This is a genomic window from Bacillus sp. MAG717A (assembly GCF_036884855.1).
Taxonomy (GTDB): domain Bacteria; phylum Bacillota; class Bacilli; order Bacillales; family Bacillaceae; genus Bacillus; species Bacillus safensis.
This window is the reverse complement of record NZ_CP145733.1, coordinates 1,391,199-1,410,975: the sequence shown is the minus strand read 5'-3', so window position 1 is coordinate 1,410,975 and position 19,777 is coordinate 1,391,199. Positions and strand designations below refer to the sequence as shown.

The 19,777-nt window shown below is 43.4% G+C and carries 17 protein-coding genes, 3 tRNA genes, 3 rRNA genes, 1 other RNA gene and 1 other annotated feature; of the genes, 20 read left to right on the top strand and 4 right to left on the bottom strand.

Annotation, left to right across the window (positions count from 1 at the left end; genetic code table 11):
* Positions 1-40: 40 nt before the first annotated feature.
* From pdxS to V6Z54_RS07260, 5 genes are all read left to right on the top strand, one after another.
* Entirely contained in the window at positions 41-925 is an 885-nt protein-coding gene (gene pdxS, locus V6Z54_RS07280; protein WP_039175840.1) for a pyridoxal 5'-phosphate synthase lyase subunit PdxS, read from the top strand.
* Positions 926-946: 21 nt separating this feature from the next.
* Positions 947-1,537: a pyridoxal 5'-phosphate synthase glutaminase subunit PdxT gene (gene pdxT, locus V6Z54_RS07275; protein WP_338527854.1), complete on the top strand. Its 591-nt coding sequence runs from the start codon at positions 947-949 to the stop codon at positions 1,535-1,537.
* A gap of 53 nt (positions 1,538-1,590) precedes the next feature.
* Positions 1,591-1,807: a binding site (T-box leader), on the top strand.
* A 49-nt stretch (positions 1,808-1,856) separates the two neighbouring features.
* Positions 1,857-3,131 carry a serine--tRNA ligase gene (serS, locus tag V6Z54_RS07270; protein ID WP_039175845.1) on the top strand — a complete coding sequence of 425 codons (1,275 nt, stop codon included), beginning with the start codon at positions 1,857-1,859 and terminating at the stop codon, positions 3,129-3,131.
* 101 nt (positions 3,132-3,232) lie between these two features.
* Entirely contained in the window at positions 3,233-4,063 is an 831-nt protein-coding gene (locus tag V6Z54_RS07265; protein ID WP_269104382.1) for a methyl-accepting chemotaxis protein, read from the top strand.
* Positions 4,064-4,355: 292 nt separating this feature from the next.
* Positions 4,356-4,448: transfer RNA gene (locus tag V6Z54_RS07260), tRNA-Ser, on the top strand.
* Positions 4,449-4,536: 88 nt separating this feature from the next.
* Here the strand turns inward: V6Z54_RS07260 and V6Z54_RS07255 are convergent.
* The 4 genes from V6Z54_RS07255 to V6Z54_RS07240 form a co-directional block, all read right to left on the bottom strand.
* A complete protein-coding gene (locus V6Z54_RS07255) occupies positions 4,537-5,196 on the bottom strand; it encodes a deoxynucleoside kinase (protein WP_039175851.1) in 660 nt (219 codons plus the stop codon).
* Positions 5,193-5,816 (bottom strand): deoxynucleoside kinase, encoded by a 624-nt coding sequence (locus V6Z54_RS07250; protein WP_073979828.1) that lies wholly within the window; start codon positions 5,814-5,816, stop codon positions 5,193-5,195. Before V6Z54_RS07250 ends, V6Z54_RS07255 begins: the two co-directional genes overlap by 4 nt.
* A gap of 85 nt (positions 5,817-5,901) precedes the next feature.
* Positions 5,902-7,203 (bottom strand): glycoside hydrolase family 18 protein, encoded by a 1,302-nt coding sequence (locus V6Z54_RS07245; RefSeq protein ID WP_073979827.1) that lies wholly within the window; start codon positions 7,201-7,203, stop codon positions 5,902-5,904.
* A gap of 45 nt (positions 7,204-7,248) precedes the next feature.
* Positions 7,249-7,803 carry an isochorismatase family cysteine hydrolase gene (locus V6Z54_RS07240; RefSeq protein WP_041085260.1) on the bottom strand — a complete coding sequence of 185 codons (555 nt, stop codon included), beginning with the start codon at positions 7,801-7,803 and terminating at the stop codon, positions 7,249-7,251.
* 79 nt (positions 7,804-7,882) lie between these two features.
* Between V6Z54_RS07240 and tadA the strand changes: the two genes are divergently transcribed.
* The 15 genes from tadA to V6Z54_RS07165 all read left to right on the top strand — a co-directional run bounded on the left by tadA (position 7,883) and on the right by V6Z54_RS07165 (position 19,761).
* Complete coding sequence (gene tadA / locus V6Z54_RS07235) at positions 7,883-8,359, top strand: tRNA adenosine(34) deaminase TadA (protein WP_073979826.1); 477 nt, start codon at positions 7,883-7,885, stop codon at positions 8,357-8,359.
* Positions 8,360-8,435: 76 nt separating this feature from the next.
* An RNA gene (gene ffs / locus V6Z54_RS07230) (signal recognition particle sRNA large type) lies at positions 8,436-8,700 on the top strand.
* Between the two features lie 330 nt (positions 8,701-9,030).
* Positions 9,031-10,743, top strand: coding sequence for a DNA polymerase III subunit gamma/tau (gene dnaX / locus V6Z54_RS07225; RefSeq protein ID WP_338527853.1), 1,713 nt, complete (start codon positions 9,031-9,033; stop codon positions 10,741-10,743).
* Between the two features lie 26 nt (positions 10,744-10,769).
* Positions 10,770-11,093, top strand: coding sequence for a YbaB/EbfC family nucleoid-associated protein (locus tag V6Z54_RS07220; RefSeq protein ID WP_008342011.1), 324 nt, complete (start codon positions 10,770-10,772; stop codon positions 11,091-11,093).
* Between the two features lie 15 nt (positions 11,094-11,108).
* Positions 11,109-11,705: a recombination protein RecR gene (gene recR, locus V6Z54_RS07215; RefSeq protein WP_073979824.1), complete on the top strand. Its 597-nt coding sequence runs from the start codon at positions 11,109-11,111 to the stop codon at positions 11,703-11,705.
* An 18-nt stretch (positions 11,706-11,723) separates the two neighbouring features.
* Positions 11,724-11,948, top strand: a complete 225-nt coding sequence (locus V6Z54_RS07210; protein WP_024425764.1) for a YaaL family protein — start codon at positions 11,724-11,726, stop codon at positions 11,946-11,948.
* 66 nt (positions 11,949-12,014) lie between these two features.
* On the top strand, positions 12,015-12,278 hold the full coding sequence (locus V6Z54_RS07205) for a pro-sigmaK processing inhibitor BofA family protein (protein ID WP_034284261.1): 264 nt from the start codon (positions 12,015-12,017) through the stop codon (positions 12,276-12,278).
* 276 nt (positions 12,279-12,554) lie between these two features.
* Positions 12,555-14,103: ribosomal RNA gene (locus V6Z54_RS07200) — 16S ribosomal RNA — on the top strand.
* 95 nt (positions 14,104-14,198) lie between these two features.
* Positions 14,199-14,275: transfer RNA gene (locus tag V6Z54_RS07195), tRNA-Ile, on the top strand.
* Between the two features lie 14 nt (positions 14,276-14,289).
* Positions 14,290-14,365, top strand: a tRNA-Ala gene (locus V6Z54_RS07190).
* A 98-nt stretch (positions 14,366-14,463) separates the two neighbouring features.
* Positions 14,464-17,394 (top strand): 23S ribosomal RNA (locus tag V6Z54_RS07185).
* Positions 17,395-17,455: 61 nt separating this feature from the next.
* Positions 17,456-17,571: ribosomal RNA gene (gene rrf, locus V6Z54_RS07180) — 5S ribosomal RNA — on the top strand.
* The 16S, 23S and 5S rRNA genes sit together here with 2 tRNA genes alongside, the layout of an rRNA operon.
* A 171-nt stretch (positions 17,572-17,742) precedes the next feature.
* Complete coding sequence (locus V6Z54_RS07175; RefSeq protein ID WP_024425620.1) at positions 17,743-17,934, top strand: sigma factor G inhibitor Gin; 192 nt, start codon at positions 17,743-17,745, stop codon at positions 17,932-17,934.
* A 129-nt stretch (positions 17,935-18,063) separates the two neighbouring features.
* The gene (locus V6Z54_RS07170) at positions 18,064-18,678 is read left to right on the top strand and encodes a 5-bromo-4-chloroindolyl phosphate hydrolysis family protein (RefSeq protein WP_338527852.1); all 615 of its coding nucleotides are present in this window, start codon (positions 18,064-18,066) and stop codon (positions 18,676-18,678) included.
* Between the two features lie 18 nt (positions 18,679-18,696).
* Positions 18,697-19,761: a toxic anion resistance protein gene (locus V6Z54_RS07165; protein WP_305961035.1), complete on the top strand. Its 1,065-nt coding sequence runs from the start codon at positions 18,697-18,699 to the stop codon at positions 19,759-19,761.
* Positions 19,762-19,777 lie beyond the last annotated feature (16 nt).

The following is a 19,777-nucleotide window of genomic DNA, read 5'->3' as shown; positions in this document are numbered from 1 at the left end:
ATGTTGATTTAATCGAATAGACAAATGGGAGGAAACTATTGTGAGCAATAAGGGAACTGAACGAGTGAAACGTGGAATGGCAGAAATGCAAAAGGGTGGCGTCATTATGGATGTCGTCAATGCGGAGCAGGCAAAAATTGCAGAAGAAGCAGGTGCGGTGGCAGTCATGGCACTAGAACGAGTACCAGCTGATATCCGTGCAGCAGGCGGTGTTGCCCGTATGGCAGACCCAAGAATTGTAGAGGAAGTACAAAATGCCGTAACGATTCCAGTCATGGCAAAAGCACGTATCGGCCACATCGTCGAGGCTCGTGTTCTTGAAGCACTTGGTGTTGATTATATTGATGAGAGTGAAGTGCTGACGCCCGCAGATGAAGAATTCCATTTAAATAAAAATGAATACACAGTACCTTTTGTCTGTGGATGCCGCGACTTAGGTGAGGCAACCCGCCGTATCGCAGAAGGCGCTTCTATGCTTCGTACAAAAGGAGAGCCTGGGACAGGCAACATTGTAGAAGCTGTTCGTCATATGAGAAAGGTCAATGCTCAGATTCGTAAAGTATCAGCCATGAGTGAAGATGAACTGATGACAGAAGCCAAGAATCTTGGCGCGCCTTATGAATTATTGCTACAAATCAAAAGAGATGGCAAGCTGCCAGTTGTGAACTTTGCAGCTGGAGGCGTTGCAACACCAGCAGATGCTGCGTTAATGATGCAGCTTGGAGCAGACGGTGTATTTGTCGGATCTGGTATTTTCAAATCAGACAATCCAGCTAAATTCGCAAAAGCAATTGTTGAAGCAACAACTCATTACACTGATTATCGTCTCATTGCAGAACTTTCAAAAGAGCTTGGAACAGCTATGAAAGGAATTGAAATTTCAAATCTACTGCCAGAAGAACGTATGCAAGAGCGTGGCTGGTAATTAAAGGGAGCGCAAACGAACATGCTGACAATTGGTGTACTAGGGCTTCAAGGAGCTGTGAGAGAGCATATTCAATCAATTGAAGCCTGCGGAGCAGAAGGAAAGATCATCAAACGAGTAGAAGAGCTAGAATCCGTTGACGGTTTGATTATCCCTGGTGGAGAAAGTACGACGATGAGAAGACTCATGGATACGTACCAATTCATTGATCCGATCAAAGCGTTCGCTGCTCAAGGGAAACCGATTTTCGGTACATGTGCCGGGTTGATTATGCTGGCAAAGCATATCGAGGATCGAGAAGATGCTCATCTTGGATTGTTAAATGTATCTGTTGCACGGAACTCTTTTGGCAGACAGGTAGACAGCTTTGAAGCAGATTTAGAAGTAAAAGGACTGGATGCACCGTTTACAGGGGTGTTCATCCGTGCGCCTCATATCATCAGCGCAGATGATAGCGTAGAAATCATGGCTGAATATGATGGCAGGATTGTGATGGCGAAAGAAAACAATATCCTAGGCTGCTCTTTTCATCCAGAGCTGACAGACGATCAACGGTTAACGCAGCTGTTTGTTGATATGGTGAAGTCCTACAAAACGAAGCTTACTGTATAAAACGGTTGAAAAGAGATAAAACTTATAGTACATTAAAAACACAATCAAAGATCGAAAAAGCGTTGACGGGAATTAGTAAGAAGCCCCTCTTTCTCAGAGAGCCGATGGTTGGTGAGAATCGGTGAAAGATGCATTCTGAATCCATCCTTGAGCGAAATGCTGAAACAAGAGAAGTAAGCATTTACGGTGATACCGTTACAGAGGAAAGAGGAAAGCATGCATCTGCATGTTTTCAATCAGGGTGGCAACGCGAGAGCTCTCGTCCCTTTCATGGGATGAGGGCTCTTTTTATTTTTCGATAAAAAAAGGAGTGTTATACATGCTGGATATTAAACAACTGCGCACGGACTTTGATCAAATCAAAGAAAAATTAGCACACCGAGGCGAAGATTTAGCGGATTTTGATAAGTTTGGTGAGCTAGATCAAAAAAGAAGAGAATTAATCGGGAAAACAGAAGAATTAAAGAGCCGAAGAAATGAAGTATCACAGCAAGTGGCCGTTCTAAAAAGAGAAAAGAAAGACGCCGATCACATTATTCAAGAAATGCGTGAGGTAGGAGATGAGATCAAGAAGCTGGATGATGAGCTAAGAACAGTAGAAGAAAGCCTGCAGCACATCCTGTTCTCAATTCCAAATATCCCTCATGACTCTGTACCAGTTGGTGAAACAGAAGACGACAACGTGGAAGTGAGAAAATGGGGCGAACAGCCAGCCTTCTCATTTGAACCAAAACCACATTGGGACGTAGCTGATGAGCTCAACATCCTTGATTTTGAACGTGCAGGAAAAGTAACAGGTAGCCGTTTTGTTTTTTATAAAGGGCTTGGCGCACGCTTAGAGCGTGCATTGTATAACTTTATGCTTGATTTACATGTGGATGAGTTTGGTTTTACTGAAGTGCTTCCACCTTATATGGTCAACAGAGCGAGCATGACAGGAACGGGCCAGCTTCCAAAATTCGAAGAGGACGCCTTTAAAATTCGCGAAGAAGATTACTTCCTCATTCCAACAGCCGAAGTGCCGATTACCAACATGCATCGTGATGAAATCCTCGATGGTGAACAGCTGCCAATCAACTATGCAGCATTCAGTGCTTGCTTTAGATCAGAAGCTGGATCTGCCGGCAGAGATACACGTGGACTTATCCGTCAGCATCAATTTAACAAAGTAGAGCTCGTGAAATTTGTCAGACCAGAAGATTCTTATGAAGAATTAGAGAAATTAACAAATCAAGCAGAAAAAGTTCTTCAGCTATTGAACCTGCCTTACCGCGTCATGAGCATGTGTACAGGAGATTTAGGATTCACAGCTGCGAAGAAATACGATATCGAAGTATGGATTCCGAGCCAGAATACGTACCGTGAAATTTCTTCTTGCAGTAACTTCGAAGCATTCCAAGCAAGACGTGCAAACATTCGTTTCCGTCCGGAGCCTAAAGCAAAGCCAGAGCATGTCCACACATTAAATGGATCTGGATTAGCGGTAGGAAGAACCGTAGCGGCTATTTTAGAAAACTATCAACAAGAGGATGGAACTGTAATCATTCCTGAAGTGCTGCGTCCTTACATGGGAAATAAAGAAGTGATGAAATAAGATGCCATCAAGGCATCTTATTCTTTTTACCAAAAGTCCTACAGTTTTCCTGAATTTAGCCGATAAAGAGATTAAAAGCTTCTAGGAAAGAAGGAATAACCTTGAATAGGCTTGACTATTATGTTGAAATGGCTCAATTACTTAGAAAGGTACTAGATGAAAGTATTCTTTTCGGTATCACGGATACAGAGAAGGTACTTTGTTATTACCCGTCTAACACAATAGATTTTGGTATGAAAGTTGGGGACCCATTGAACCCAGAAGACCAAAATGTGGCGACGACATTAAGAGGACAAGAATATGACGGTCATTTACCAGAGCATTTATATGGTTATGAAATTGCTGTAAAAGGTTACCCGATTTTTGATGAAGATAGAAAAGTAATTGGCTCTTTTTTAGTGGCATTTACATATCATCGTGAAAAAAAATTAAGCGGTTATATGGAGCAAATCAATAAAGTAGCGAAAGAACTCCAAGGTGGAATTGAGCAAATTGCTGCACATTCACAAGAACTTGCTGCTACAAGTCTAGAAATAAGCGAACAGGCAGGAAGAGCGGAAGAGAAATCTGCAAATATTGAAGAAGTCGTCAAAACCATTGGCGGGATTGCCAGACAAACAAATCTGCTAGGTTTAAATGCTGCAATTGAAGCCGCAAGAGCAGGTGAGAATGGAAAAGGGTTCGCTGTCGTGGCTGATGAAGTGCGTAAATTATCAGATGGCTCGAAGGAAGCGGCTGAAACCATTAATACATTTTTAAAAGAAATCCAAGACAGCATTGGCACTTTGTCTGAAAACATCTCACAAATCAGCAGCTCAACAAATGAACAAGCCGAACAAGTGACAGATTTTACGAAGATTATCGAATCATTAAATGAGTTTAAAGTAGAGATGAATCAGTTTATTGAAGAAATGAGACAGGATACGAAATAGATCAAGAGCAGCCGTCAATGGCTGCTTCAGCGTGTAGACAAACCCTCGCATTCGCCCGCAGGTCTGCGCTTCGGTGCTCGTCCTTCCTAGACTGAAAAGGTTTTCTATCACGCTGAAAAGAAGACAAAGGGCTAAAATCAACATCATTTTAGCCCTTTGTCAACAATCTGGAGCAGCCATCAATGGCTGCTTTTTTATAGGCAATTATCATGCCGAAAACACAAATTGAATTTTTTTCGAAAAGATGTTGACTTCAAATAAAATGATATGGTATATTAATTCTTGTCGATACGGAGGAATACCCAAGTCCGGCTGAAGGGATCGGTCTTGAAAACCGACAGGGGTGTCAAAGCCCGCGGGGGTTCGAATCCCTCTTCCTCCGCCATATTGATTTTTTACCTTAGTTGAATTGAACGCAAGCATAAAAATTGGAAATTGTCAAACCGCTGCATTTCGCGATGCAGCGGTTTTTTTTATTTTGTTTTAGAGCGATTTTTTTGAATAACAGAAGCTATTTCATGAAGAATGGGATCAAGTGAACTTTCATCATGAAGTAAGTCGTAATCTTCAATATTAATTTTAATCACTGGACATAAATCAAATTGTTCGATCCACTCCGTGTATCGAGTGTACATTTCTTCCCAATAAGCCCGGTCAGTTTGAGTTTCCATTTCTCTGCCGCGTTCTTCAATACGATGTAAAATATGATCTAAATCCCCGTGTAGATAGATGAGGACATCAGGGTGAGGGAAGTAAGGTGTCATCACCATCGCCTCAAATAGGCTTGTATATGTTTCATAATCGACCTCAGACATCGTACCTTTGTCCGCATGCATTTTTGCAAAAATGCCAGTGTCCTCATAAATGGAACGATCTTGTACATATCCTCCGCCAGATTCAAAAATCCGTTTTTGCTCCTTAAAACGCTCAGCCAGGAAATAGACCTGTAAGTGGAAGCTCCATCTTTGGAAATCTGAATAAAAAGGCTCTAAATATGGGTTATCATCTACTTTTTCAAGAGATGTTTGAAACCCTAGCTTGTCTGCTATTGTTTTGGTCATAGTGGATTTGCCGACACCAACAGTCCCGGCAATTGTGATGACTGCGTCCTTTGGTATTTCGATCTTGTTCATAGCACTTGCTCCTTTATGTTCTGTACAATTTGCTGGTAATCTTGCTGTGAGGAAACGAAGTCTGTATGATCTCCTTCAATTGTAATGATAGGAAGCCCCGGCTCAGTCTGTTTTAAATGTTCAATGGCCAGCTCATAATCTTCAATGAGTGTTTTTAAATAAGTTGGGTCAATGTCTTCTTCAAAAGAGCGTCCTCTCATCTGTATTCTTTCAAGTAAGGTGGGAAGGCTGGCTTTTATATAGATCATGGCATTTGGTTTAGGAAGATCATCTGTTAGCAGATGATAGATCTTTCTGTATTTATCCATGTGCTTTTTTGATAATGTTCTTTCTGCAAATATCATATTTTTATAGACGTGATAATCAGTGACAACCGGCTGCTGTTTATTCACATAGTTTTCTTCAATTGATTCTAACTGTTTGAACCGATTGCATAAAAAGAACATCTCAAGCTGAAAGCTCCATTGTTCCATATCTTCATAAAATTTATCTAAGAATGGATTTTCTTCTACAATCTCTTTTACTAAAGGAAATTGAAATTCCTTCGCAAGCATTGTAGCCAAGGTTGTTTTTCCGGCTCCAATCGGGCCTTCCACTGCAATAAAAGGGGCAGGATACATAGGCGTTCTCCTCTATCTATAAAGTTAAAGTTGTCAAACCAATGTATATTGTACCATACCCCTTCTAATAGATAGAGCGAATGAATTACGATGTCGTTCTTTTTTCAATATTAAATTGATCTGATAATAAGAGCCAATTTTGTGGGAAAGATAGACCTAATTTCCAATAAGCAATTCCGTTCAAATTTAGCTCTTTGATGAGGTTGAATTTTGCTTGAATCGACCTAGCGTCTTCGAACCAGACTTCATGCTCTTTGTTGTTGGCATCTGTATAACGAAAATGAGGTGCTTGTGCTGTTTCGTCATATAGGATAGAGACATTGTGCTGTCTAGCAAGTGCAATTGCTTGTTGAGGACTGACGGCTTTGGCGATAGGACCGCCCTGGACGAAAGGCAGTGTCCAATCATAGCCATATAAATTCTGTCCCATTACAATTTTATTGGCCGGTATGACAGTTAGTGCATATTCAATGACTTGGCGGACAGGTCCAATTGGAGAGACAGCTTGTGCAGGGCCGCCGCTGTACCCCCATTCATAGGTCATCAACACAACATGATCGACGATCTTACCGATCGCTTCATAGTCATGGGCTTCATACCATTTGCCCTTTTGCTGACTACTTGTTTTGGGTGCAAGTGCAACAGATATTGTCCATCCTTCTTGATGGAAACGGGCTGTTGCTTCTCTTAAAAATTGAATATAAGCATCTTTATCAGCAGGGCGTAAATATTCAAAATCAAAATGGATTTCCTTGAATTGATACTTTTTGGCAACACGAACAATTTCATTTAAAAATGCCGTTTTGACAGATTGATTAGTTAAAAGAATACGACCAAGTTCATCACTGAATTTTTCATTCTCTAAATTCGTCACCACCATGGTTAATACAGTTCTGTTCTGAGAGGCAATCTGGGGTAGTTGGTCTAAAGGTGGTTCTCGCAGCGTCCCATCTCTTTGTGCTTGAAAACTAAAGACGTCTAAATGGGTTAAGTATGGGGAGGCCTCTCTGGCAGCCTGCTTTAAGTTTTCACTGACTTGATTTCCACGTGGTTCAATATAAGCATTGGAATTAATGTTCCTTTTCGGTCTTTGTGGAATATAGAGCAAGAAGCGAATAGGTAGTATCGCTTCAGGTCGAATTCTGTTCACACGTGCCAACTCTTCCACTGAGATTTGAAACCGTCTACCAATTTGATATAGTGTGTCATTTTGTTTGACCTCATAAAATTGACCTCTAATTGGAATGACAATTGTTTGTCCAATGACGAGTTGATTTGGTGTTTCGATTTCGTTAGTACGGATGATTTCATTGACTGTCGTTTTAAAACGCATGGCAATATCGTTTAAAGTATCTCCTCTTTTGACAACATAAATTTGAATAGTCAACGCCCCCTTTGTTATTGCTAACAATTTATGAGGGTTATGGCTAAATCATGTTTGATTTTCATTCGTGATTTCCTTAGCGGTGGTGATTTTTGCTAAAAGAACGTTCTCCATCATTGTTAAAGCGTAGTCGTTATCTCTGTCGTCGTTTGAAGCGATACAATCTTTAGGTACAATTAGATTGTATTCTCGCATGTATGCGTCATTTGCAGTGAACAAAACGCAAATGTTTCCGGCAATTCCAGTTAAAATAATGTCCTCAACACCTAATTCATTTAAGAGTGTCTCTAGTGCAGTACCGTAGAAGGCAGAATGCTTAGGTTTAATTAAGAAGTAATTATCTTTAGATGGTGTCATTTTCTCTAAAATAGGAGCGCTTCTTTCGTTTTTGCATGTTTCCAGAACAGCTTGGATATCAGCCTTCCAAAGTCCGTAGTGATCGTTGATATAAATGATTGGCCAATTTGCCTTGAAAGCATGTTGTTTAAGAGCTAAAATTTTATTGGTCATTTGCTCTGTTTTTTCTGCAAGCACATGTCCCATTTCAAAATCAAAATTATTAATCATGTCGATAATAAGCAGTGCCTTTTTATGCTTTGACAAAATAAGACCCCCTTTAAAAGATTGTGATAATATGTTAACCTCAATTTCCTTTTAAAAAACATGAAAAGAGAGCCATGCCATGATGAAAGATGAACAGTTTATGCAAGAAGCCATTTCTGAAGCCTTAAAAGCAAAAAAAATAGGAGAAGTGCCGATTGGTGCCATCATAGTTGTTGATGACCAAATCGTGAGCCGGGCTCATAATTTAAGGGAAAGTGAGCAGCGTTCAATTGCACATGCAGAATTACTTGCTATTGATGAAGCATGTAAAGCGACAGGGAGCTGGCGTTTAGAAGATGCTGTTCTTTACGTTACGCTTGAACCATGCCCAATGTGTGCAGGTGCTATTGTTCTTTCTAGAGTGAAAAAGGTCGTTTTTGGTGCATACGATCCAAAAGGTGGATGTGCAGGTACTTTAATGAATTTATTGGGTGATGAACGGTTTAATCATCAGTCTGAGGTCATCGGTGGTGTACTTGAAAATGAGTGTGGTGAGCTGTTAAGTCAGTTCTTCCGAAATCTCCGTCAGCGAAAGAAACAAGCCAAAAGTAAATGAATGGATGTCGTTTGCAATTTGAGCTATAAGAAGGTATACTTATGTCTGCGTCACTAACAATTTAATATTCATTTTGCCGTGCTAAGCGGGGAGGTAGCGGTGCCCTGTACTCGCAATCCGCTCTAGCGAGGCTGAATCCCTTCTCGAGGTTCGTTTACTTCAAGGTCTGCCTTAAATAAGTGGTGTTGACGTCTGGGTCCTGCGCAATGGGAATTCATGAACCATGTCAGGTCCGGAAGGAAGCAGCATTAAGTGAAACCTCTCATGTGCCGCAGGGTTGCCTGGGCCGAGCTAACTGTTTAAGTAACGCTTGGGGTAGCGAATCGACAGAAGGTGCACGGTAAATCAATATTAAATGTAACTCATCTAGTTTATCTAGGTGAGTTTTTTGTTGCTGTTCAAAGGATAGCTCAACTGCTTTAGTTATACAAATAGATAAAAAGTCTTTTTGGCGCCATTTGTTTTTTTCACTAATCGAAACAAGAACTGGTGTTCTGTTTGGGGTTTCAGGTCTTTTCACAAAGCTAGAAAATACGTTTTTAAGGCATGAAAAGTAGAAACTCTATAATTGAAATCATTTTTTTTGCATATTAGAAAATAAAGGTGTGCTTTTGAATTGATCGGTGCATCATGTATAATAAAAAGGATGATAAATGGAGGAGGGCGTATTTGTGAGTTATCAAGCTTTATATCGAGTGTTCAGACCTCAAGTTTTTGAGGATGTTGTTGGACAAGAACACATCACAAAAACGTTGCAAAATGCCCTTTTGCAGAAAAAGTTTTCTCATGCTTACTTATTTTCAGGTCCTAGAGGAACAGGTAAAACAAGTGCTGCTAAAATCTTTGCAAAGGCAGTGAACTGTGAAAAGTCACCTGTTAGTGAGCCATGTAATGAATGTGATGCCTGTAAAGGAATTACAAATGGTTCAATTTCAGACGTGATTGAAATAGATGCTGCCTCTAATAACGGGGTAGATGAAATCCGAGATATACGTGATAAAGTGAAATTTGCTCCTTCGGCGGTTACATATAAGGTTTATATTATAGATGAAGTACATATGCTCTCTATCGGTGCATTTAATGCCCTCCTTAAAACGCTGGAAGAACCGCCTGCTCATTGTATCTTTATTTTGGCTACCACAGAGCCTCATAAGATTCCTCTTACCATCATATCTCGTTGTCAGCGATTTGATTTTAAACGAATCACGTCCAAAGATATTGTTGGAAGAATGGAGAAAATTGTAGATGCAGAAGGCCTAAACGTACAGGAGGGCTCGCTCGAGATTATTGCTAGTGCAGCTGATGGCGGTATGCGTGATGCACTAAGTCTCTTAGATCAAGCGATCTCATTTAGTGGTGAACAATTGACAATTGATGATGCGCTGCTCATTACAGGTGCTGTATCTCAGCATTTCATTAGTCAGCTTGCTGAAGCAATTTTTGATCAAAATATTGCCACAGCGTTAGATACATTAAATGAATTGCTTCAGCAGGGGAAAGATGCTGCTAAATTAATAGAGGATATGATTTTTTACTTTAGAGATATGCTGCTTTATAAAACGGCACCAGATCTCGAGGGAGTCCTTGAAAAAGTAAAGGTCGACGAAAGTTTCGTGGCACTGTCAGATCGTGTGACACCTCAGTTTCTGTATGAAACAATTGAAGTCCTGAATAAAAGCCACCAAGAAATGAAATGGACAAATCATCCTAGGATTTTCTTTGAGGTAGCGGTTGTAAAGCTGTGTCAGTCAACAGCAGGATTGACACAAGGTCATGCTGACGCTGATTTAACGGCGCTAACAGATAAAATAAACAGGCTGGAACAGGAACTCTCAAGGCTAAGAGCCGAAGGGGTACCAATGTCTCCATCTCATAGCCCTCAAGAAAAAAAGGAAGCGTCTCGACCACAAACGAGTAACAAAAATGGCTATCGTGCTCCTGTCGGCCGAATTCATGAGATTCTAAAAGAAGCGAAACGGCCTGAGTTAGAAAAAATTAAAGGCAAATGGGGAGAGCTCCTTGCCCAGTTGAAACAGCAGAATAAGGTGTCTCACGCTGCGTTATTAACGGACAGTGAGCCAGTTGCGGCTGCTTCACATGCCTTTGTTTTAAAATTCAAATTTGAAATACATTGTAAAATGGTTGCTGAAGATAAAAGCGGTGTTCGAACCAATCTTGAACAACTGCTAGAGTCTATGTTAGGAAAAAGAGTGGAATTAGTTGGCGTTCCTGACGCTCAATGGGGTAAAATAAGAGAAGAATTTTTAAGAGATCATCAGCCGGATGAACAAGCAGATGGTCAGGGAACTTCTACTGAAGAGGATCCATTGATTACGGAAGCAAAGAAATTAGTAGGAACCGATTTAATTGAAATTAAAGATTAATAAAAATGAAAGAGAGTGGTGTTCATATGCGCGGTGGAATGGGAAATATGCAAAAAATGATGAAACAAATGCAAAAAATGCAAAAGGATATGGCAAAGGCTCAAGAAGAGCTTGCAGAAAAAGTTCTTGAAGGTACAGCTGGTGGCGGTATGGTCACTGTAAAAGTAAATGGACAAAAAGAAGTCGTTGATGTAGCAATTAATGAAGAAGTTGTTGATCCAGAAGATATCGATATGCTTCAAGATCTTGTTCTTGCTGCGACAAACGATGCATTGAAAAAAGTCGATGAGCTAACGAATGAAACGATGGGTCAATTCACAAAAGGAATGAACATGCCAGGTTTATTCTAGGAGGAATAACTGAAGATGCAATATCCTGAACCAATATCAAAGCTGATTGACAGCTTTATGAAATTGCCAGGAATCGGACCAAAAACTGCGGTCCGTCTGGCTTTTTTTGTTCTTAGTATGCAGGAAGATGTCGTACTAGATTTTGCGAAGGCGCTTGTAAATGCAAAGCGTAATTTAACTTATTGTTCGGTATGCGGCCATATCACCGACCAAGATCCTTGCTATATTTGTGAAGATACAAGAAGAGATCAAACTGTTATCTGTGTAGTGCAGGATCCAAAAGATGTAATCGCAATGGAAAAAATGAAAGAATACAACGGCTTATATCATGTGCTTCATGGTGCCATTTCGCCAATGGACGGAATTGGTCCAGAGGATATTAAAATTCCTGACCTATTAAAAAGACTGCAAGACGATCAAGTGACAGAGGTGATCCTTGCAACCAATCCAAACATTGAAGGAGAAGCAACAGCCATGTATATCTCCAGATTGTTAAAACCATCAGGAATTAAACTCTCTCGCATTGCTCACGGACTTCCAGTAGGCGGAGATTTAGAGTATGCGGATGAAGTCACACTGTCTAAGGCTCTAGAAGGCAGACGTGAGATGTAGGAAGGAGAAGTACGGTACATGGGTTTTCTTCGCAGAAAATCAATTCGAAAAGAATTCGATGAGAAATTAATTCAACAGCTTTTTAAGCAAAAAGAAGAATGGAACAGACAAAAAAAGCTTGTCGCAAATAGCGTTGAGCCTTCACCGGACATTCTATTCGAATTAAAGCTTGCTCAAGCGAAGTACTTTTTCTATCTGAGAGAAGCGAAAAAGAGGAATTTACGTTTAAATAACTGGAAATAGCAGGTCTATTGTACATAATCTTCTCATATGCTTGTACTATTCATATGAAGAGGGGATGAGAGGATTATGGAACCTGTTATTGTGATTGGGTCAATTTTGCTAGCTGTGCTATTGTTGTTTATGTCAGGTGTGCAGGCGAATCCATTCAAATGGTTAGGACTTATCGGAGTGAAGTTTGTGGCAGGCGCTCTTTTTTTGTTTTGCCTCAACCTATTTGGCGAGAGTCTAGGATTACATGTCTCTATTAATCCTGTAACGAGTGGAATTAGCGGTTTATTGGGTATTCCAGGCGTAGCAGCTTTAATTGTCATTGAAAAGTTTATTATTTAATGAAAAATATTGTTGACTTTGATTCGATAGGATGGTAAATTAGTATACGTCGCTGATGACGAAGAAACGAAAAAACATAATAACAAAAAAGTTGTTGACACTAACAACTTTGATGTGATAAGATGTTCTAGTCGCTTCTGAAGCGGTAAACAAGTTCTTTGAAAACTAAACAAGACAAATCGTACCTGTTAATTCGAGTTTTTATAAAAAAATCCTATGATGCTTCATAGGTAGTCAGTCAAACGCTGACGAAAAGCAAAACTTCGGTTTTGTACTTTTTCGGAGAGTTTGATCCTGGCTCAGGACGAACGCTGGCGGCGTGCCTAATACATGCAAGTCGAGCGGACAGAAGGGAGCTTGCTCCCGGATGTTAGCGGCGGACGGGTGAGTAACACGTGGGTAACCTGCCTGTAAGACTGGGATAACTCCGGGAAACCGGAGCTAATACCGGATAGTTCCTTGAACCGCATGGTTCAAGGATGAAAGACGGTTTCGGCTGTCACTTACAGATGGACCCGCGGCGCATTAGCTAGTTGGTGGGGTAATGGCTCACCAAGGCGACGATGCGTAGCCGACCTGAGAGGGTGATCGGCCACACTGGGACTGAGACACGGCCCAGACTCCTACGGGAGGCAGCAGTAGGGAATCTTCCGCAATGGACGAAAGTCTGACGGAGCAACGCCGCGTGAGTGATGAAGGTTTTCGGATCGTAAAGCTCTGTTGTTAGGGAAGAACAAGTGCGAGAGTAACTGCTCGCACCTTGACGGTACCTAACCAGAAAGCCACGGCTAACTACGTGCCAGCAGCCGCGGTAATACGTAGGTGGCAAGCGTTGTCCGGAATTATTGGGCGTAAAGGGCTCGCAGGCGGTTTCTTAAGTCTGATGTGAAAGCCCCCGGCTCAACCGGGGAGGGTCATTGGAAACTGGGAAACTTGAGTGCAGAAGAGGAGAGTGGAATTCCACGTGTAGCGGTGAAATGCGTAGAGATGTGGAGGAACACCAGTGGCGAAGGCGACTCTCTGGTCTGTAACTGACGCTGAGGAGCGAAAGCGTGGGGAGCGAACAGGATTAGATACCCTGGTAGTCCACGCCGTAAACGATGAGTGCTAAGTGTTAGGGGGTTTCCGCCCCTTAGTGCTGCAGCTAACGCATTAAGCACTCCGCCTGGGGAGTACGGTCGCAAGACTGAAACTCAAAGGAATTGACGGGGGCCCGCACAAGCGGTGGAGCATGTGGTTTAATTCGAAGCAACGCGAAGAACCTTACCAGGTCTTGACATCCTCTGACAACCCTAGAGATAGGGCTTTCCCTTCGGGGACAGAGTGACAGGTGGTGCATGGTTGTCGTCAGCTCGTGTCGTGAGATGTTGGGTTAAGTCCCGCAACGAGCGCAACCCTTGATCTTAGTTGCCAGCATTCAGTTGGGCACTCTAAGGTGACTGCCGGTGACAAACCGGAGGAAGGTGGGGATGACGTCAAATCATCATGCCCCTTATGACCTGGGCTACACACGTGCTACAATGGACAGAACAAAGGGCTGCAAGACCGCAAGGTTTAGCCAATCCCATAAATCTGTTCTCAGTTCGGATCGCAGTCTGCAACTCGACTGCGTGAAGCTGGAATCGCTAGTAATCGCGGATCAGCATGCCGCGGTGAATACGTTCCCGGGCCTTGTACACACCGCCCGTCACACCACGAGAGTTTGCAACACCCGAAGTCGGTGAGGTAACCTTTATGGAGCCAGCCGCCGAAGGTGGGGCAGATGATTGGGGTGAAGTCGTAACAAGGTAGCCGTATCGGAAGGTGCGGCTGGATCACCTCCTTTCTAAGGATATATGGAGCAGTGTACGTTTTCGTCTTGTTTAGTTTTGAAGGAACTTGCAAAAGATCCTACAACATCATATCTTCGATATGAAAGATGGGCCTGTAGCTCAGCTGGTTAGAGCGCACGCCTGATAAGCGTGAGGTCGGTGGTTCGAGTCCACTCAGGCCCACCATCTTCTATTAAATCGGGGCCTTAGCTCAGCTGGGAGAGCGCCTGCCTTGCACGCAGGAGGTCAGCGGTTCGATCCCGCTAGGCTCCACCAACGTGTTCTTTGAAAACTAGATAACAATAAGTAATACATTCACATTGAATGCAATGCAAAGTTCATCACACATAGTGATTCTTTCTAAAGTAAGAAATGGTTAAGTTAGAAAGGGCGCACGGTGGATGCCTTGGCACTAGGAGCCGATGAAGGACGGGACGAACACCGATATGCTTCGGGGAGCTGTAAGCAAGCTTTGATCCGGAGATTTCCGAATGGGGAAACCCACTGCTCGTAATGGAGTAGTATCCATACTTGAATACATAGAGTATGAGAAGGCATACCCGGGGAACTGAAACATCTAAGTACCCGGAGGAAGAGAAAGCAAATGCGATTCCCTGAGTAGCGGCGAGCGAAACGGGAACAGCCCAAACCAAGAGGCTTGCCTCTTGGGGTTGTAGGACACTCTATACGGAGTTACAAAGGAACGATATAAGCGAAGAGGTCTGGAAAGGCCCGCCAAAGAAGGTAACAGCCCTGTAACTGAAATGTTGTTCTCTCCAGAGTGGATCCTGAGTACGGCGGAACACGTGAAATTCCGTCGGAATCCGGGAGGACCATCTCCCAAGGCTAAATACTCCCTAGTGACCGATAGTGAACCAGTACCGTGAGGGAAAGGTGAAAAGCACCCCGGAAGGGGAGTGAAATAGATCCTGAAACCGTGTGCCTACAAGTAGTCAGAGCCCGTTAACGGGTGATGGCGTGCCTTTTGTAGAATGAACCGGCGAGTTACGATCCCGTGCAAGGTTAAGCAGAAGATGCGGAGCCGCAGCGAAAGCGAGTCTGAATAGGGCGCATGAGTACGTGGTCGTAGACCCGAAACCAGGTGATCTACCCATGTCCAGGGTGAAGTTCAGGTAACACTGAATGGAGGCCCGAACCCACGCACGTTGAAAAGTGCGGGGATGAGGTGTGGGTAGGGGTGAAATGCCAATCGAACCTGGAGATAGCTGGTTCTCTCCGAAATAGCTTTAGGGCTAGCCTCAAGGTAAGAGTCTCGGAGGTAGAGCACTGATTGGACTAGGGGCCCCTACCGGGTTACCGAATTCAGTCAAACTCCGAATGCCGATGACTTATCCTTGGGAGTCAGACTGCGAGTGATAAGATCCGTAGTCGAAAGGGAAACAGCCCAGACCGCCAGCTAAGGTCCCAAAGTATACGTTAAGTGGAAAAGGATGTGGAGTTGCTTAGACAACCAGGATGTTGGCTTAGAAGCAGCCACCATTTAAAGAGTGCGTAATAGCTCACTGGTCGAGTGACTCTGCGCCGAAAATGTACCGGGGCTAAACGTATCACCGAAGCTGCGGACTGTTCTTACGAACAGTGGTAGGAGAGCGTTCTAAGGGCTGTGAAGCCAGACCGGAAGGACTGGTGGAGCGCTTAGAAGTGAGAATGCCGGTATGAGTAGCGAAAGACGGGTGAGAATCCCGTCCACCGAATGCCTAAGGTTTCCTGAGGAAGGCTCGTCCGCTCAGGGTTAGTCGGGACCTAAGCCGAGGCCGAAAGGCGTAGGCGATGGACAACAGGTTGATATTCCTGTACCACCTCCTCACCATTTGAGCAATGGGGGGACGCAGGAGGATAGGGTAAGCGCGGTATTGGATATCCGCGTCCAAGCAGTTAGGCTGGGAAATAGGCAAATCCGTTTCCCGTAAAGGCTGAGCTGTGATGGCGAGCGAAATTTAGTAGCGAAGTTCCTGATTCCACACTGCCAAGAAAAGCCTCTAGCGAGGTGAGAGGTGCCCGTACCGCAAACCGACACAGGTAGGCGAGGAGAGAATCCTAAGGTGATCGAGAGAACTCTCGTTAAGGAACTCGGCAAAATGACCCCGTAACTTCGGGAGAAGGGGTGCTTCTTAGGGTGTTAAAGCCCCGAGAAGCCGCAGTGAATAGGCCCAGGCGACTGTTTAGCAAAAACACAGGTCTCTGCGAAGCCGTAAGGCGAAGTATAGGGGCTGACGCCTGCCCGGTGCTGGAAGGTTAAGAGGAGCGCTTAGCGTAAGCGAAGGTGCGAATTGAAGCCCCAGTAAACGGCGGCCGTAACTATAACGGTCCTAAGGTAGCGAAATTCCTTGTCGGGTAAGTTCCGACCCGCACGAAAGGCGCAACGATCTGGGCACTGTCTCAACGAGAGACTCGGTGAAATTATAGTACCTGTGAAGATGCAGGTTACCCGCGACAGGACGGAAAGACCCCGTGGAGCTTTACTGCAGCCTGATATTGAATGTTGGTACAGCTTGTACAGGATAGGTAGGAGCCTTGGAAACCGGAGCGCTAGCTTCGGTGGAGGCATCGGTGGGATACTACCCTGGCTGTATTGACCTTCTAACCCGCTGCCCTTATCGGGCAGGGAGACAGTGTCAGGTGGGCAGTTTGACTGGGGCGGTCGCCTCCTAAAATGTAACGGAGGCGCCCAAAGGTTCCCTCAGAATGGTTGGAAATCATTCGCAGAGTGTAAAGGCACAAGGGAGCTTGACTGCGAGACCTACAAGTCGAGCAGGGACGAAAGTCGGGCTTAGTGATCCGGTGGTTCCGCATGGAAGGGCCATCGCTCAACGGATAAAAGCTACCCCGGGGATAACAGGCTTATCTCCCCCAAGAGTCCACATCGACGGGGAGGTTTGGCACCTCGATGTCGGCTCATCGCATCCTGGGGCTGTAGTCGGTCCCAAGGGTTGGGCTGTTCGCCCATTAAAGCGGTACGCGAGCTGGGTTCAGAACGTCGTGAGACAGTTCGGTCCCTATCCGTCGCGGGCGCAGGAAATTTGAGAGGAGCTGTCCTTAGTACGAGAGGACCGGGATGGACGCACCGCTGGTGTACCAGTTGTTCTGCCAAGGGCATCGCTGGGTAGCTATGTGCGGACGGGATAAGTGCTGAAAGCATCTAAGCATGAAGCCCCCCTCAAGATGAGATTTCCCATTCCGCAAGGAAGTAAGATCCCTGAAAGATGATCAGGTTGATAGGTCTGAGGTGGAAGCGTGGTGACACGTGGAGCTGACAGATACTAATAGATCGAGGACTTAACCTATATTCTAATGTGAAACATGAACATTGTTATCTAGTTTTGAGAGAACATTCTCTCCATCAGGTTTGGTGGCGATAGCGAAGAGGTCACACCCGTTCCCATACCGAACACGGAAGTTAAGCTCTTCAGCGCCGATGGTAGTTGGGGGTTTCCCCCTGTGAGAGTAGGACGCCGCCAAGCTTCTATAAGGATCAGTTCCAGTCGGAACTGGTCTTTTTTGTTTTTTAAGAAAAGGAACAAACACTCGATCTGACATGGATACATATACTAAACTACCATCTAAAACATTCTTAATTTTGTATACAATTGAAAGCGCTAGGGCATACTGAAGCTATAAGTGGAGGTGTCACAATGAGCAAAAAAGAGCGAGAAGCGATTTGTTTGATTTGTGAAGAGAAAAAAACAAAGGGAATTTATTTATATCATCAGTTTTTGTGCCGAGAATGTGAGCGAAAGTTAATTTCTACATCGACCTCGGATCCTAGCTATGCCGATTATGTTAGAAAGCTTAAAAATCTTCATACGCCGCCTTTGTATTCATAGACCATTAGATGGTCTTTTTTTATGAGCCATGAAGGATTGGGCCTGTTTTTTTGGAACTTAGTTTGGACATCATCCGTAATTAATAATAAGATAAACAGAGAGCCTGATTATTCATAGGAGTCGATGAACATGAAATCAATTTTTTATACATTTATATGGGCCATCCTCTCTACTTTTTTTTCGCTTGTTATTTTAACCGTCAGTATTGGGGTTTTCCATCATCATGTTGGATTATCGATACTGTATGCGGTGATGGGATGGGGCGTGATGTTTGCAGGGAGCAGATGGGTTGCTTTCCAGTTGTTTTTAAAGAAACACGGACTGTCTCGTAGTGATTATGTATATATCAAACAGCATTTAAAAGAAGCAGGACAAAAGCTTGTACGTTTAAAGAAAGCTTTATTTGCTGTGAAAAACGTACAAACGATCAAACATAATTATGAAATTCTCCGACTTGCACGACGAATCTATACGATTACAAAAAAAGAGCCGACTCGGTTTTATGATGCACAGCGTTTTTATTTCGAAAGCTTGGATTCTGTTGTTGAACTAACTGAAAAATATGCACTATTGTATAATCAGCCTGATCGCAGTCACGAGCTGGAAATGACACTGAGCCAAACTCGAGTAACGCTGACAGAGCTGCAAAAGCAATTGACGAACGATTTGCAGCAAGTATTAGGAAGAGACATAGAAGCCCTTCATATTGAGCTTGAAGTGGCAGATAAAATGATAAAGAAATAATGAAAGGAGTCAAACGCAATGAAACCAGAAGATCACATACGATCATCACCTGCTTCCACTACAGATCTTCAGTTTCGGGTGTTTGATACCTTATCTGATGAGGAGAAACAAGAAGCCATACAGCGTGCCGAGCAGATCCCTGACAATCCGCAAAAGCTGCTTTTCTATGGTACACGTGTTCAGGAACGATTATTGAAACAATCACAACAAATGATGAAATATGTTGAGAAAAAAGATATCGATCAAATAGGAGATGTGCTTGAGGCCTTTTTGCACCAGCTGCATATAGTAGAACCTGAGGATTTACTGCCAAAGAAGCAGGGCTTTTTTTTGAAGTTGTTTCAGCGGGAGAAGCGTTCTACTCAGGAAATCATATCGCGTTTTCAACATGCAAAATCACAGATCGAGAGATTATCAGCAAGACTTCGTTACGCAAAAGGCGGATTAATCTCGGATCATATGTTATTAGAGCGTTTATTTGAAGAAAATCAAACTTATTTCCAAGAGATGACGATGCAGGTTGCAGCAGTTGAAGCGAAAATGACAACTTTAGAAAAGCAGATCATATCAGAAACTCAGCATATTGGTAATCGGACTATAGAGGAGCAATTGATGAGTCAGGAATTCAATGCAGAAGAGTATATGGAGAGGTTGAAGGAACGGAAATATGATTTGCTGTTAAGCCGGCAAATTGCGTTGCAATGTAATGCCCAAATTCGAATGATCCAGCATACGAATCATACATTGGCCAATCACATTCAATCAACTGTTTCTGCATCCATTCCTCTATGGATCAACCAAATGTCGATTGCGTTAACGCATATTCAGCAGCGTGCCAATTCAGCTCTTCAGAATCGTATCCAAAAAACATACGAAAAGGTATCAAAGCAGCAGGGAGAACTTCTTGAAGAAGCAGCTTTTGCACCTATAGATACGTTGAAAAAGGTTCAACGCCAATTAGCAGAAACCTTACAGGAAACGCTACAGGTGAAAGAGCATGGAAGCCAAGAGCGAGCTCAATTGAAAAATAGCATGTTTGAGGCAGAACAGCAGCTGACAAATCACCAGCCAATAAAGGAATGAGAATCCATCTTTCGGT

Coding starts and splice junctions, on each gene's coding strand:
- pdxT (WP_338527854.1), top strand. CDS start 947: ATGCTGACAATTGGTGTACTAGGGCTTCAAGGAGCTGTGAGAGAGCAT.
- serS (WP_039175845.1), top strand. CDS start 1,857: ATGCTGGATATTAAACAACTGCGCACGGACTTTGATCAAATCAAAGAA.
- V6Z54_RS07255 (WP_039175851.1), bottom strand. CDS start 5,196: ATGAACAAGATCGAAATACCAAAGGACGCAGTCATCACAATTGCCGGG.
- V6Z54_RS07250 (WP_073979828.1), bottom strand. CDS start 5,816: ATGTATCCTGCCCCTTTTATTGCAGTGGAAGGCCCGATTGGAGCCGGA.
- tadA (WP_073979826.1), top strand. CDS start 7,883: ATGATGAAAGATGAACAGTTTATGCAAGAAGCCATTTCTGAAGCCTTA.
- V6Z54_RS07220 (WP_008342011.1), top strand. CDS start 10,770: ATGCGCGGTGGAATGGGAAATATGCAAAAAATGATGAAACAAATGCAA.
- recR (WP_073979824.1), top strand. CDS start 11,109: ATGCAATATCCTGAACCAATATCAAAGCTGATTGACAGCTTTATGAAA.
- V6Z54_RS07210 (WP_024425764.1), top strand. CDS start 11,724: ATGGGTTTTCTTCGCAGAAAATCAATTCGAAAAGAATTCGATGAGAAA.
- V6Z54_RS07205 (WP_034284261.1), top strand. CDS start 12,015: ATGGAACCTGTTATTGTGATTGGGTCAATTTTGCTAGCTGTGCTATTG.
- V6Z54_RS07175 (WP_024425620.1), top strand. CDS start 17,743: ATGAGCAAAAAAGAGCGAGAAGCGATTTGTTTGATTTGTGAAGAGAAA.
- V6Z54_RS07170 (WP_338527852.1), top strand. CDS start 18,064: ATGAAATCAATTTTTTATACATTTATATGGGCCATCCTCTCTACTTTT.
- V6Z54_RS07165 (WP_305961035.1), top strand. CDS start 18,697: ATGAAACCAGAAGATCACATACGATCATCACCTGCTTCCACTACAGAT.